The sequence below is a fragment of the Rhizobium sp. SRI_017 genome (assembly GCF_057586295.1).
In genome coordinates this window covers 160,085-173,731 of record NZ_JBYCZP010000015.1, presented here as the reverse complement: position 1 = coordinate 173,731, position 13,647 = coordinate 160,085, and the positions used below count along the sequence as shown (strand labels likewise).

At 58.3% G+C, this 13,647-nt stretch carries 17 protein-coding genes; 12 read left to right on the top strand and 5 right to left on the bottom strand.

Annotated features, from left to right (window positions below):
* The first annotated feature begins 351 nt into the window (after positions 1–351).
* The gene (locus AC2YI2_RS26900) at positions 352–2,043 is read left to right on the top strand and encodes a matrixin family metalloprotease (RefSeq protein ID WP_487389604.1); all 1,692 of its coding nucleotides are present in this window, start codon (positions 352–354) and stop codon (positions 2,041–2,043) included.
* A gap of 26 nt (positions 2,044–2,069) precedes the next feature.
* Here the strand turns inward: AC2YI2_RS26900 and AC2YI2_RS26895 are convergent, their stop codons facing one another.
* From AC2YI2_RS26895 to AC2YI2_RS26880, 4 genes are all read right to left on the bottom strand, one after another.
* Entirely contained in the window at positions 2,070–2,249 is a 180-nt protein-coding gene (locus AC2YI2_RS26895; protein ID WP_487389603.1) for a hypothetical protein, read from the bottom strand.
* Positions 2,250–2,520: 271 nt separating this feature from the next.
* Complete coding sequence (locus AC2YI2_RS26890) at positions 2,521–2,787, bottom strand: hypothetical protein (protein ID WP_487389602.1); 267 nt, start codon at positions 2,785–2,787, stop codon at positions 2,521–2,523.
* Positions 2,788–2,800: 13 nt separating this feature from the next.
* The gene (locus AC2YI2_RS26885) at positions 2,801–3,070 is read right to left on the bottom strand and encodes a hypothetical protein (protein ID WP_487389601.1); all 270 of its coding nucleotides are present in this window, start codon (positions 3,068–3,070) and stop codon (positions 2,801–2,803) included.
* Positions 3,067–3,312, bottom strand: coding sequence for a helix-turn-helix domain-containing protein (locus tag AC2YI2_RS26880; RefSeq protein ID WP_487389600.1), 246 nt, complete (start codon positions 3,310–3,312; stop codon positions 3,067–3,069). Before AC2YI2_RS26880 ends, AC2YI2_RS26885 begins: the two co-directional genes overlap by 4 nt.
* Before the next feature lie 114 nt (positions 3,313–3,426).
* On the opposite strand from AC2YI2_RS26880, the gene AC2YI2_RS26875 reads away from it, so the two are divergent.
* From AC2YI2_RS26875 to AC2YI2_RS26845, 7 genes are all read left to right on the top strand, one after another.
* A complete protein-coding gene (locus AC2YI2_RS26875) occupies positions 3,427–3,765 on the top strand; it encodes a hypothetical protein (RefSeq protein ID WP_487389599.1) in 339 nt (112 codons plus the stop codon).
* Positions 3,762–4,028 (top strand): hypothetical protein, encoded by a 267-nt coding sequence (locus AC2YI2_RS26870; RefSeq protein WP_487389598.1) that lies wholly within the window; start codon positions 3,762–3,764, stop codon positions 4,026–4,028. The genes AC2YI2_RS26875 and AC2YI2_RS26870 overlap by 4 nt, the downstream gene beginning before the upstream one ends.
* On the top strand, positions 4,028–4,408 hold the full coding sequence (locus AC2YI2_RS26865; protein WP_487389597.1) for a hypothetical protein: 381 nt from the start codon (positions 4,028–4,030) through the stop codon (positions 4,406–4,408). The genes AC2YI2_RS26870 and AC2YI2_RS26865 overlap by 1 nt, the downstream gene beginning before the upstream one ends.
* A 143-nt stretch (positions 4,409–4,551) precedes the next feature.
* Positions 4,552–6,009, top strand: coding sequence for a helicase HerA-like domain-containing protein (locus AC2YI2_RS26860; protein ID WP_487389596.1), 1,458 nt, complete (start codon positions 4,552–4,554; stop codon positions 6,007–6,009).
* Complete coding sequence (locus AC2YI2_RS26855; RefSeq protein ID WP_487389595.1) at positions 6,006–6,620, top strand: hypothetical protein; 615 nt, start codon at positions 6,006–6,008, stop codon at positions 6,618–6,620. The genes AC2YI2_RS26860 and AC2YI2_RS26855 overlap by 4 nt, the downstream gene beginning before the upstream one ends.
* 63 nt (positions 6,621–6,683) lie before the next feature.
* A complete protein-coding gene (locus tag AC2YI2_RS26850) occupies positions 6,684–6,935 on the top strand; it encodes a hypothetical protein (RefSeq protein WP_487389594.1) in 252 nt (83 codons plus the stop codon).
* Positions 6,936–7,268: 333 nt separating this feature from the next.
* Positions 7,269–7,499 carry a hypothetical protein gene (locus AC2YI2_RS26845; protein ID WP_487389593.1) on the top strand — a complete coding sequence of 77 codons (231 nt, stop codon included), beginning with the start codon at positions 7,269–7,271 and terminating at the stop codon, positions 7,497–7,499.
* 49 nt (positions 7,500–7,548) lie between these two features.
* Here AC2YI2_RS26845 and AC2YI2_RS26840 read toward each other — a convergent pair whose 3' ends face one another.
* Complete coding sequence (locus AC2YI2_RS26840; RefSeq protein ID WP_487389592.1) at positions 7,549–7,755, bottom strand: hypothetical protein; 207 nt, start codon at positions 7,753–7,755, stop codon at positions 7,549–7,551.
* Positions 7,756–7,951: 196 nt separating this feature from the next.
* On the opposite strand from AC2YI2_RS26840, the gene AC2YI2_RS26835 reads away from it, so the two are divergent.
* From AC2YI2_RS26835 to AC2YI2_RS26820, 4 genes are all read left to right on the top strand, one after another.
* A complete protein-coding gene (locus AC2YI2_RS26835; protein ID WP_487389591.1) occupies positions 7,952–8,332 on the top strand; it encodes a hypothetical protein in 381 nt (126 codons plus the stop codon).
* 18 nt (positions 8,333–8,350) lie between these two features.
* Positions 8,351–10,579: a hypothetical protein gene (locus AC2YI2_RS26830; RefSeq protein WP_487389590.1), complete on the top strand. Its 2,229-nt coding sequence runs from the start codon at positions 8,351–8,353 to the stop codon at positions 10,577–10,579.
* 107 nt (positions 10,580–10,686) lie between these two features.
* Positions 10,687–10,887: a hypothetical protein gene (locus AC2YI2_RS26825; protein WP_487389589.1), complete on the top strand. Its 201-nt coding sequence runs from the start codon at positions 10,687–10,689 to the stop codon at positions 10,885–10,887.
* Between the two features lie 184 nt (positions 10,888–11,071).
* Entirely contained in the window at positions 11,072–13,138 is a 2,067-nt protein-coding gene (locus AC2YI2_RS26820) for an FG-GAP-like repeat-containing protein (protein ID WP_487389588.1), read from the top strand.
* The last annotated feature ends 509 nt before the right edge of the window (positions 13,139–13,647 follow it).

Sequence of the window (13,647 nt, the reverse complement as noted above, 5' to 3'; positions counted from 1 at the left end):
GTCAATAGCCAGGTTCGACTTGTGGGTAGCATTTATATTACCTCCCCCGTCTGTCTGATCAGAATGAAAGAATCGCTCCCGCTCCGCCTTCATCTTGGCGACCGTCTTCATCACCGCCTCCATGGCGTCGTGGTTGGCCTTCCTGAACGCGGGGCTGTTGGCGACAGGGATCCGGTTTTTCCCGGCGGCCATTGCGAGTGCGCGCGGATCTTCAGTCGATCGGACATGGATCTTGGCGGAGAGGCCTGCGATGATAAATGCTTCGCAAGCGAGCTCCGATGATGTTGCGTCTCAGTGCACCGAGACCAGCTGTGGCTAAGCTAGAGGGTTGTACCTACGGCCCCGCACGCATTGACTAAACTGAAAATTGCAAGATATATTCCACCGATTGATGAATTGGTTGCAGATTCGAGAAAGGCAGCGGAAATGGCTACGGGAGCTACTTGGGATTTTGCATTGATTGAACAGAAGATCCAGTTCGCTCAGGAAAATTACCGCTCAATTCTTTCACCCGATTCTTGGCATCAAAAAACGATTACCTTCTCGTTCCCGGCTTCTGCCTATCCTGGCACTGGATTTCTTTTGCCCGACGGGGAATCACTCCAATATAAAGCATTAACTCAAGCCGAGAAGGACGTAGCGCTCGGGTTTTTCGAAGACATCGAGCGATTTATCGATATTGACTTCATTTACGATCCGACTGGCAATGGCGAAATCAAGATCGGTCACCAAAACATGACGGTAGGGGGTTATGCTTTCGGGCCATCGCCAGGCTCGAATCACGCCGTGCTTCTCAACGATGATTGGGTTCTCGAAGAGAAGGGTTACATGAGGCAGGTCCTCATTCACGAGGTCGGCCATGCACTTGGACTCCCGCATTCTCAGGAATCAATTTCTCACCTGAACCCCGACCTCGACATCAATTCAGCTTCTCTGATGGCTTCAACGGATCTTGTGACTAACAATTATGAGTATAGTCTGACCAGCTATATGCCCTTGGATATATTAGCACTTCAATCTCTGTACGGCGTGAGCAAGGTTGTGACAAATGACGTTTATCGCGCAAACGGTTCGATTTCGGTAGTCGCCGACTATGGTGGCGTCGATACGATCGACCTTTCGACCCAGGCCTATGACCCCACCGACATTAACATTGTCGATCTTGCTCGCGGCTATGTGTATTACGACCGGCTGGGCGGGACTTGGCAAACTGCAACATACAACGGCGCGACAGGCTGGTCGGGACTTACCCCGCGAAGCTCTGAAAACGGTTTCTACAACATGATAATTATGCCGGGCAGCACGATTGAGAAAGTCGTTGGTTCGGCTGTCTCAGACCGTATTGTGGGAACGAATAGCATTGAAAACTTGATCGGCCTCGCAGGAGACGATGACATTAAGGCGGGCGGTGGTGACGACGCTCTAGAAGGCGGCGACGGAAAAGACATGCTCGATGGTGGCGCTGGCGCCGATAGCATGCTCGGCGGAGCTTCTGATGACACGTACTTCGTCGAAAACGCCGCAGACGTTGTCGCCGAAAATGACCTCGAAGGAAGCGATCGGATCGTCTCCTCGATAGACTATGTTCTGGGCAACTTCATAGAAATCCTGGAACTCGACGGCGCTGCGATTCGCGGCACTGGCAATAATTTGGCGAATTCAATTGTTGGCAACGAACTCGACAACACACTCTCCGGCGGTTTGGGGAAGGATGTCGTGACGGGAGGAGCCGGCGCGGACGTCTTTGGTTTTGTCAACATAGGTGAAGCGGGCAAGGGCAAGACGTGTGACACCATAACTGATTTCGTGTCGGGCGACTTGATCGACCTATCGGCGATCGTTGTCGACGGCGAATTTGAGTTCGTCGGGAAGGCGAAATTCCACAAAGTCGAGGGAGAGCTACGAGCTTTCCTGGAGGACAAGCGCGGCACAGCCAAAGATGTGACTTTCATCCAAGGTGACGTCGACGGCAACGGGAAGGCAGACTTCCAGATAAAACTTCAGGATCTGCACGTGCTTCAAGATATAGATTTTGTTCTCTAGGGAAATCGATGGCGGCTGCTCGTAGATCAGACCAGTTGCAGGAGCTGGGCAATCCCAAACGCTGTCCAAGACAAAACTATCGTTGTCAGCAGCCATGGCGCGAACCCGACGTCCCTAAAGTCGACGCGGTTCCACCATCGAGTGGCTTCGGCGAGATCATCAACGTACCAGTCCGTAAGCGGAACGTAGTCCCAATCGTACTTCATTGAAGTCTCCATTGTCGTCTCCGGGCGCCCTGTCGCCCTTGGGAGGATTCGGCAGTTCATGCCCACGAATATGGCAAATCTAGCTTGCTTTGATCTGCTTCCATACTTCACGAAATAATCAGTTTCCCAATGGTCGTCCCGCCGTCGGCCGTGCAGTGACAACGCAAGCGATCACCCTTTGGCGGGGGTGGTGCGTTTTCAATCAGGTGGCGCAACTTGAGCCACCTTGCCGGTGCTGGGCTCGGCGTTTAGGCCACCGCCAGCGACGATGTCAGAACGCACCCTCGTTTTGAACGCGATAGACCGCCACGACAGCGACAATTGCCAAGAGGGACACCGCTGCAACAAAATACGCAAGTGCCAGACGGGCGCCAGGGCTCTGTCTCCGTGCTTGTACGAGCAGCAATGGAATCGCAAGCGGCGACGCAAGGAGGCCATAGAGCAGCCAGGTCGAGGCGCTTCGACCTTTCCATTGCGCGATGCCGGCGGTCACCAAACCAAGGGAAAAGACCGTGAGAAAAATAAGGATCGAGGTCATTGTATAAGCACCATCAGTGGATCGTTGCCTCTCCGGCGTCGTCGATATCGAGCAGTTGCCGCAACCCGACCTCCGCCACTGCACTGGTGAATTCGTCCCATGCTTCCTGGTCGGTCGGAAACAGATCGGTCCAAGTGACGGACGTTTCCTCGTCTAGGGCAACTTCCAAGGTCCAGCCGTCGTTGCCTTCGATCTTGTAGATCATGACGCCGACGGTCATCTCGTTGTCGCTAAATTCCTGCGAGAGCGGGGAAATCTCGGCCTTCGGATCCTCGTCAGTCATTGATCAGCTTTCAAGCGAACGCCCGGCCCGCCACCCGTCTCCTCGCCGTCCGCCAGGAAGGTGACGCCGGCAGATTCAAGCGCGCGCTCGATCGCAGCGAGGTTGTTGATCGAAGGCTGCCGCCTACCTTTCTCGAAGTCCCGGACGGTGCTCTCGCTGAGATTTGAGTTCTTAGCGAGCTGCGTCTGCGACCAGTCTAGAAGTCCCCGGGCTGCCCGAGATTGTGCTGGGGTAAGAGACATTTTTCGTCCTTGAGATCAATTATTTCCAAGTACCATAAACGAAAACCGTTGACAAACTCTGAAATAAACGAAATATGAGAACAGTTAACGAAAACCGTTGAACTGGAAAACAAGATGCCGAGCACACTCACTGCGGCCGCCGCCGAAGGCGTGCCTACCGTCACCCGCCCGCTGTTTCGTTCGGTGTGGCGCTTCACCAACCGCTGCCGGGCCGCCTTTATCGCATTCCGTCACTGCGGCGAGGGTCACGCGTTCAGCGTCATTTACGAGCGCACAGGCGGGCCGGACGACGACGACGGCAATCCAAGCCACTGCTTCGATGTGCCCACGCTCGAATGGGCCATCCAGAAGAAGGAAGGCACGAAGGCATTCATGCGAGAGGTCGGTTGCGGCTGCAATAATCCCCGCGTGGTGCTGGTCCTGGGTGATCTTGCCGAATGGAGCGCGCAATGAGATCGATCACCCGCCGAACAGTGCTCCCATTTCCATCCGACGCCGGAGACCCGCGGGAGCAGCGTGAAGCAGCGCTCACCGACCTAATCGCCGACATGGTCAGCATGTCATCGGTGCTTTCGTCACTACTCGAGGACCGTATCCGCGATACCTGCAAGCGCGATCTTTCCATCGACCGGCACGACGCCGCCAACATCCAATTCATCGCCAGTAAGGCGGCGGCCTATGCCGACCGAGTCCGCGAAGCATGGGAGGCAATATGATGCCCGCTCAAGTCGACCTCAACACCGCCTTCGCCACTGCCATCGCCGCCATGGACCGCCACACCCGCATGGAAGGCCTCTATGACGCTCTGGCGCATCTTTCGGACTCCCTGTCTGGCCTCGCCTCCCGCCCGCGCATGGGAGAGGAAGGCCCGGGCGCCGAAGCCCTGGAAGCGCTCGACGACTTCATCATGGATCAGATGGACGCGGTGAAGAACCGCGCACTGGCGGTACGGCCTGTGGATTGGCCCGACAAAGAAGCCCGTATCGCACTTCTTATGAAACATGTTGCCAGGGTCCGCCTTGACACTGCTCAGATGGCCGTTGTTATTACCCAGATTTCGAAGGATCTAGAGAGTTCCAATTCCGACGCCGGATAGGCGGCGGAATACCCCGATTGTGGGGCAATTCAAAAGGAATTGCCTCCCACCCGGAATACATCGCCGGGTGGGAGTATTGCCGAGAAAATCAGTGCTTTGACGGCTGTTTTCTGGTAGTTTTTCTAATGATTTTGGAGCTCACAATGACCTCGATCGAAATTGGAATCTCGAAGGCCGGAAGCGTCGTTTCCTTGCCGCTGGCGAAGGCAAATCGGCATGGTCTGGTAACCGGAAGCACGGGCACGGGAAAGACCACGACGCTGCAGAGATTGGCCGAAGAATTCTCGAAAGCCGGTGTTCCGATCTTCGCCGCCGACACGAAAGGCGACCTCAGTGGCATCGCCGCTCGAGGTGACAACGCCTCGCCGCTGGCGGAGCGAACGCGGGCGCTCGGCCGCCCGTTCATCGCCGATCGCACGCCGGTGGCCCTCTGGGATCTTTTCGGCGACGCCGGCTTGCCCATCCGCACCAGCGTGCAGGAAATGGGTTCGGATCTGCTCGCCCGCATGCTCGGTCTGAACGACGTCCAGACTGGCACACTCGCCATCGCCTTCAAGAAGTCCGACGATGAGCGGTTCTGGATCCTGACGCTTGACGATCTGCGCTGGACCCTGAGCGATATGGCTGAGAACCGGGAAGATACCTGCCAGCGCTATGGCAATGTCACGGCCGCCAGCATCGCCGCCATTCAGCGCAACATTCTTGCTCTTGAGGCGCAGGGAGGTGACCGCCTTTTCGGAGAGCCTCGCTTCGACATTCTTGACCTGGTGCGGACGGACGACGCCGGCCGCGGGGTGGTCAACCTTCTCCATGCCGATCGGCTGCTTGAATGCCCGCGCCTCTATGCGACCTTCCTCCTGTGGCTCTTGACCGAGCTCTTCCGAGTCCTCCCGGAGGTCGGAGATCTCGACAAGCCGAAGCTCGCCTTCTTCTTCGACGAAGCACATTTGCTTTTCACGGACGCCCCCAAGCCGCTCATACAGCAGGTTGAGCGTCTGGTGCGCTTGGTCCGGTCGAAAGGCGTTGGGGTGTTCTTCGTGACCCAGAGCGCGGCCGATGTACCGGAAACGGTGCTCGCACAGCTCGGCAACCGCATTGCCCATTCGCTCCGCGCATTCACGCCAGCCGGGATGAAATTGGTCCGCGCCACCGCGGCGGCCTTCCGCGAAAACAGAGGGGTGGACGTCAAGGGCGAGTTGACCGCGCTCGGCGTCGGCGAGGCGTTCGTTTCCGTGCTCGATGACGCGGGCATTCCGACCCGCGTTGAACGCGTGAGCATCATTCCGCCGTCCGGCCAGGTCGGCCCGATCTCCGAACTCGAGCGCCGGGCGATCGTCGATGCCTCTCCGCTGCGCCAGCGCTATGGCGCCGAGCTTCCCGAGGCGGAGGCGGTTCACGGCTTTAACAATCGGATGCGCCGGCAGCGCGGCATTCCTGAAGAGGACTTCAAGGGCGGTTGGCAGGAGGGCGATTTCAGAAAATTCCTGCCGGATCTGAGCGGAGCAGCGCCGGCGCGGCGCCCTGCATCTTGGCGCGGGCTCATGACCTGGTCGGCGATCGCCGCTTGTTGTGTCCTCGTTGTCAGGGCGGTGCTGACATGAACCAAAAGCCGATCGTGCTCCTCGAGTACCCGCCGATCATCTCCCTGAACAAGCTGATCACTGACCGTGGGTGGACCGACGTGATGGTGCGCAAACACCTCGGTCCACCAGATGCTCTCGCTGTCAGCCCGTTCAAAAACGTCGATCGGCCAATGAGGGTTTATCTGCTGCGGCGCGTCGAGCGCGCCGAGCGGCGGGCAGAAGTGATCGCTGGCCTGCAGCGCGCCGCCGACGCTCACCGGCTCCGCGAGATGATCGATGACGGCAGCATTAAGATTCTGCGCGACAAGCTGGCCGACGATCTCGCCGTGGTCCCGATCGACGTCACGATGATCCCGATCGAGGATCTCCGGAGCCGCGCCTATGCTGCCCTCAACCACGCTCGTGCCGAGCAAGGCCGCGACCTGCTTGGCCTTTCAGAGAGCGAGCTACCTCTGAGCGCACTGGCGCGATTCGCCCGGGAGCACCTCGTCGACCAGGCCAGCCTTGCTGATCACTTCGAACACCGGGCGGAACCGCTGCAGCTGGAATATCTACTCCGAGAGCGGATCGAAGCGGCCGTGCTCGAAGCCTATCCCGAACTCGCCGCGTCTGCCGCGACGACTGCCTGATATCGTTGTCCCAATCACAACCTAAATCTGCTATTGCGGCCTCGTTGATTTTGCGAGGTCGGCATGAACGAGTTTCGGGAATGGATGCAAGCCGTGGGCTTCAATGGTAAGCAGGTGGCGAAGGCCGGCGCGCTGATCGGTATGGGGCGATCGACGGCGTTACTGTGCTCGAGCGGAGAACGACGGATGACGAAAACCGAGCGCCTGGCAATGGCGGCGGCGGTCGCGGGCTGCACCGAGTGGTCGCCTGAAAATCACAGGCATCTGGACGCCGCTGGGCAAGTCCTGGCAGTAATGAGAGCATTCGAAAAGTAGCACAGCGGCCGTATCGGTGTATATCGCCTCGGCGGCGCCGTCAGACTAAGAGAAAATCAAAAACAGAATTACCGCGGCCGCCACTGGCGTGCCGACTGCGAGCCAGAGCGGCATTCGTTCGCGTGGCCTACTATCCGCTGGCGCCCTAAGTGAATCGAAAGTCGGATTTGCCTTCTGGTCGAATTTGTTGGGCATCATCAATCTACTTCCCAATTTTTATTCAGCATGCATCAAGCGCGTGAATCAAATGATAAGCACTGCGCTGCCTCGCCAGTCATCTTGCTAGTCGCGGCTGACTGATGTATTGGGCCGTACTCCCAACTGGATCACATGATGTCCGACAGCCCGTTAAACTGGCTCGATATCGACCTGTTCGATTTCAGCCACGCTGGTCCACGTTTCGCTATTGCTGGCGAAGACGATGGTACATGGACTGTGATGGATCAGGTAACGAACCTGCCCGCGGTATGGGATGACCGGATGCTTTTCGGCCTCACCTTCGAACAAGCCGACGACATGGTGGACAGCATGAACGAGATCCTCATGGCGATCGACCGGGCATAGGTTCCCGAGATCCTCCAGTCTATGAGGAGGTTAAGGCTAATTCTCCTCGTCACCCGGCGTCTTGGGGGTCATCCGGAACTGTCGCATCGAGACCGTGCAGACGTCCTACATTCCAGCCAACGTCACGCGCCGTTTGACCCTCCTGGATGAACGGCGTTGCTGGTACATCCGGGTCAGCAACATCGTCTTTCCGGACCGATCGGAAGCCGGCGATGTATCCGGCGCGATATTCTTCGTCGATCAATGTCCCGTCCATCTAATCATCTCCTCGCGTTTCAATCGTGGGCACAGAATGCCGCTCAACGCCAATCCCCGCAGTTCGGTTCGACTGGTAACTTGATCGTCGAAAACGAGGGTTTGATGCCGGTCCGCGGGGCAACGATTTCCATCCATGTCCAATTCTGTGCCCCGCGCGCGCCTGATACCCTTTGCCTAGATCAAAGGAGCGCTTCATGACTGACGAAACCACTATCACCGAACAGCCGGTCGCCGAGCCGGCGCCCGCACCGATCGCTAGGTTCGTCACCGACGTCCCGCGCGAGAAGATGATCCCCCTTGAATGGCCGGTCGACTTTGACGGCAAGACGTGGACCGAGATCAAGATCCGCCGGGCATCCGGCAAGGAGGTCCGTGACTACCTCGAGACCCTGCGCACGAGCGAGGGCGATATCCTTCCCCCGATGGTCGATTGCCCGATCGAGGTCTGGAATGTCCTCGACGCCGACGATCAGCAGACGATCGACGAAGCGGCGCAGGAGTTCACGCCGAAGCGCCTCAAGGCGCTCCACCAGGCCGCCGCCGCTTTCGACGCCGCCGCCGAGCCCGCGAAGTAAGGCAGGGAGGTAGCGACCATGGCACGGACATTCATCGGCGAGCTCGTTCTCCGTCTCAAGGACGAGATGAGCGGCAAGGCCAAGTCGACCGCGAATAACCTCGATACCTCGATCGACAAGATTCAGCGCGCAGCTCAGCGGATGAATCAGACAAGCTGGGGCGGCCAGTTCGAAGAGCGCCTCCGGAAACTTGGTACGTCGTCGGCCGATATCGACAAGCTCCGGGTGGCTTGGGATTCCTTGCACACCTCGATGAGTTCGAGAAATCTCTCTAAGGCAATGCAGTCGATTGAGAAGAGCAACTTCAAACTGGCGGCGACGAGCGAGTTTTCAGCGCTTGCGGCGGCGGCGAAGGACGCAGACACCAATATCGGCCGGATGCATTCTCGCTGGAAAGAGGCGGCCAAGGACATGGCGGTCTACGGCACCATCGGTACGCTAATGTATGGCGGCGCCAACGCCGTTCGCGGTGGCATCAATGCCAGCGCGGAACTCCAGAAGGAGATCTTCAAGCAAGAGAATGCGAACATCGTGCCTGCAGACCGGCTTCGCATCGCAGCGGAAGCTGACCGGCTCACCACGCAGTTTCCGAGCGCTGGACTGGTCAATGTCATGGAGCTCGCTCGCGCCTCTCAGTCGATGATGGGCAGCATCGATCGTGGGCTTTCCATCTTGCCGGACTTGGTGCGGGGCTATGTCGCCTTGCAGACGACTAAGGGCACGGACGCGGCGCCCGATGAGCTCCGCAATCTGCTCCGCGGAATCGACAACGCCGGCAAGAACAAAGACGGCCAGCTCGGGATCGATGCCACCCGGGACATTATCGCCGGTATGATCCGCGCCGCCCAGATCGAGGACAAGGATTTCGACGTCGGCAAGCTCTTTCAGTTTGCACGCCGTGGCAAGATCGCCGTGCCCGGGCTGTCGACCGAGTTTCTGGCCAATGTCTCGCCGGCATTCATGCAGGACATGACGCCGGAGGGCTTCGGTACCGCGCTGTCGAGCGCTTACCAAGCCTTCGTCATCGGTTCCAATGCCGTGGCGAGCAAGAAGAACATCCAGCGCCAGAAAGATATCGGCATCCGCGACGACAACGGCCTCGTCAAGGCGGACATGTTCGGCACCAACCCCTATCAGTGGGTCAAGGAAGTCTTGATCCCATCGCTGAAGAAGCAGGGTGTCGATACAAACGATGAGACCGCCGTTACGCAGGAGGTGGCGCAGCTCACGCGAAACACCAATGCTTCTGGTCTCTTGACCAGGATGATCACTCAGCAGGCGCAGGTTGACCGCCTGCTGGAGCAGTATGCGAATGCGGTGGGCCCGGCCGCAGCTGACAACGCGCTCGCGAAAGATCCCTTCGTCGCATGGAAGGGTTTTACCGAGAGCTGGCGCGAATTGGCGACGGCGATCAGGGGCATGCCAGAGGCGGTCGGCATTCTGAACTCGCTCACAGGCGGCCTGCAGCGCTTCGCAACAGCCTTGAGAGAGCAGGACGGCGGTGCCCAAGCCCTCCTTGCCGGCGCTGGGCTGGCCGGCGGTTTCGCGGCATGGAAGGTCACCGCTGCAATCTGGGGCCTGATGACCGCAGGCACCAACCTCAACACCGCTGCTTTCGCCCTGCAGGCGGCTGCCGCCAGCCTCGGCGGCCAGGGCGTCGTCGACAACCTGGCAGACGGCAAAAAGGGCGGATGGCTCTCAAAGATTAAGGACGCCATGCCCTGGCTCGCGGCAGCCGGCATGCGTGTGGCTGGTCCGGTCGGAGCAGGGATCACTACCTACCAAGCTCTCAACGATGTTCCGCACGCCGGCTATCAAAGCGTCCTTAAGGCCAATCCGAATTTCCTTCAGGACCAGGAGCGCGATCGCCGCCTTCGTTCGGAGTTCCCGGGAGGCTTTGAAGGGGGCATGCACACCGCCGGCGCCGGGCTCGGCCCGCGGCCGGGCAGCTGGTATCCCAACCTCGACCACATGACCACCAACAGCGTGAAGCGTTCGGCAGAGGTCGACATGGGCGGTGCGAATGCGGCGGCTACTGAGGCTGACTCTGTCGGCCGTCAGATCAAGGATGCCTTATCGGTAACGGCAACGCCTCAGGTCAACAATGCGGCGCTGGCGGAAACGCTACGGTTGGTGAACGCGATCAAGGCGGGTCTGTCCGGAATCAACGCGTCAGCAGCATCTGCAACCACGTCTGTCTCCAAGGCCCTGGGCCGCAGCTTCAGCGATCACGGGGTGAAGCCGTAGCCAGGAACGAACGCCCCTCGATCGGCGTTCTGAATCTAAGTTTGCACGCATGCAGTATCAGCGTGCTCGGCCGGCCCTTTTGGTCGGCCTTTCCACTGGAGGAGACCATGGCGGAGGAAGACGAAGGACGCGCGAAGCAACTTGAGGAACTTGTTCAGATGGAAGTCGCTGATATTGTTGCAGCAGCCAACGAGCAAGGGTTCTCCGCCAAGGAGACCTTAGCAGCACTCGGTCTCGCAGTGAGCGCCAGCGCAGCAGCGCTCGAGCAGGATCCAGATCCCGCAGATGATCCGGCGAGCCAAGCCTGACAGCGAGACCAATAAATTTATGGGTTACGGGCGCCCGCGCGTGCCGCGCCCGGTGCAGAGATCGGCGTCATGGCGTGGTCCTGCAGCTTGGTCGGCCGTCGCTCATATTGCCTCTTCCTCTACCTGTGGAGGATGACATCTTGAAATATCTCACGTAGGCTCTGATGCACACGGGGGGTACAGAATGTCTAAGTTCTTCAAGTTGGCTTGGTCGGGCAACATCACGCGGAAGTATCTAGAGGATTTCTCTAAGGACACTGAAGCCACACTTGGGACCAAGCACGCGGTTATTTCCAACTACCAGACGCGCTATGGCGATTTCAATGGTGACGGTAAGCAGGATATGCTTATCAGCTATTTTGCGGAAAATTACTCTGTAGGTGGAGAACCAGCCAAGGAGGAAGCCCACGGACAACTGGTACTCCTCCTCGGCGCGGGCAAAAAGGGCTTCAAAGACGGGACATCCCTCTTGCCTGATCAAGGGCGCATCGCTGACGGATACTCTATGAATTCGGCAGTAGCCGATCTCAATGGAGACGGTGTCGACGACATTGTCTTGACCAACACAAACGAGGATGGACGGAACAACCCATGGGATTTTCCGAATGCCCAATCTGCCTTATTCTCTGCAAACGGACGTTTCGAATCCGTTGACCTCGATTTCAGCGGATGGGGACGACAGTCTGTAGCCGACGACTTGAACGGAGACGGTTTGACGGACTTCGCTGTCTACTGCTGGCCGCCAAACGGCGACGATGCCTCAACCGCCTTCTACTTCCAAGAAACAGACGGAACATTCACTCAAAAGATCGTCGCGGGTGTCGGTGGCAATCTCTTTTTCTCCGGTGATTTTGATGGCGACGGTGAAGTAGAACTCGCGGATTTTGGTGCCCATTTCTGGACCGAACCCTACGGGGGAATGATGCATCTGACGGAGTTAAATGATGACGGAAGTGTCCAGACTACAATTGAGACCTTCCAACTCGTTTCCCGTATCGAGGAAGGGATAAGCTGGACCGGCGGGACAGCGACCTTCGGCATCAGCGTTGACAGCAATGGCGAAGAATACCTTGATAATGGCCTGCATTTCGGCGCGACGGGCGATGTAAACGGAGATGGCGTCGAAGACGTCATTGCAATTCACCACGCCCACGAGATCGTTCGGGTGAATGGCATGATTACCGAACAGGCACCACCCCGAAATTTCCTCGAGATTTTTTCGGCCGCCGGCGGAAACGGATTCGAGAAGCTCGATATCGAGATCAGGGGATGGACTTTCACCAGAGGCCTATTGAATGACGTGAAACTTGTCGATTGGAATGGTGACGGCCATCTGGATATCTTTGTACCCTGGTCTGACCAAAACAAGCGAGGGATTACCGAAGCTGAGCGGGTTTTCCTCAACGACGGCACAGGGAATTTTGACCGGCTTCCTCAGAAGTATTTGCCATCCGGCGACCGTCCATGGGTTGGCGAGTTTGGGGAATACGTCGACGCCAACGAAGACGGCATCATGGACGTGCTCGTACGGCCGCAGGGCAACTACACAGAGTTTTACGAGTGGGATAAGTTCTCGGAGAGCCTCTACCTTGGCACGAAGCGCATCTTTGGTAGCCGTACGACCGAAAATCCGGCCAAGGATGGCGCTGCGGGCTTCAACGAAGCCTATTACCTTGGCCAGATGGAAAGCAGCGCCAAGATGCTGAAGGGCGCGGGCTTCGAGTCGGCACTTGATCATTACCTTGAGGTAGGCAAAGCGAGTGGAGTGTTTGGGTTCGCCGCCGGCACCCACGTCTATGGCTTCAACGGATCGGAAACGATTGTCTTGCGTGAAGGCAACGAAGCAGTTGATGCCTACGGGGGCGAGGATGTCATCACCGGCGCCGGCGGTGCTGATACGCTCAATGGCGGCAAAGGCTCTGATACTTTCGTCTATCTAGCAGCTACCGACAGCGGCGTGACGGCGACCACGCGCGATCTCATTGAGGACTTTGAATCTGGGAATGACCGCATTGATCTTTCCGGGATTGATGCGATCGCGGGTACAGCGGCCGACGACGCATTCACCTTCCTTACCCAGGACGGCGCTACCTTCACCGGCAAGGGCGGTGAACTGCGGTGGTATTTGACCGGATCCGGCGCGGACGCTGGTAGGGTTCTCGAAGGAGACGTCGATGGCGATGCTATTGCCGACTTCCAGATTGAGCTGGCCGGCATAGGCGCGATCAGCGTGACTGATCTCGTTCTTTAGGCCGGGGCATAGTTCCCGGCTTCATCCAATACGGCAAAGCCCTACTGAAATCGAAACGCCTGCATGCACCATGGGATGCCACGCAACATCGTACCCACATCAATGCGACGTAGATCGATAGGCCTATAGCCTTGCGGCTTTCGGTTCGCGTGTGGTGCATGGTCATGTGAATGGCATGCGTCCACCTCACCCTCTCACCCGTAGCAGCTCGCAGGCCACCGGCCTCGCTGATCATGTGTGAGGGCAGGGGCATGGCACGGGCTGGCCTTGCACCACGGGCATGGGCTCGCAGCTCGCACCACATGCGCCTCACCCTCGATGATAGGGCATGGCATGCCAAGGCCACGGGCCAGACAGGCGCTCGCCTCACAGATGGGCAAGGGCACGCGCGGCCCTGCTGATGACGAACATGATGGTTGATGTGCATGCCTCTCACAGGCGCGCCCAGGCGCGGCGAACGAGGGCACTTTAGGGACCGTATAAGGCCTCACTGCCCCGCGGGGCGCAGC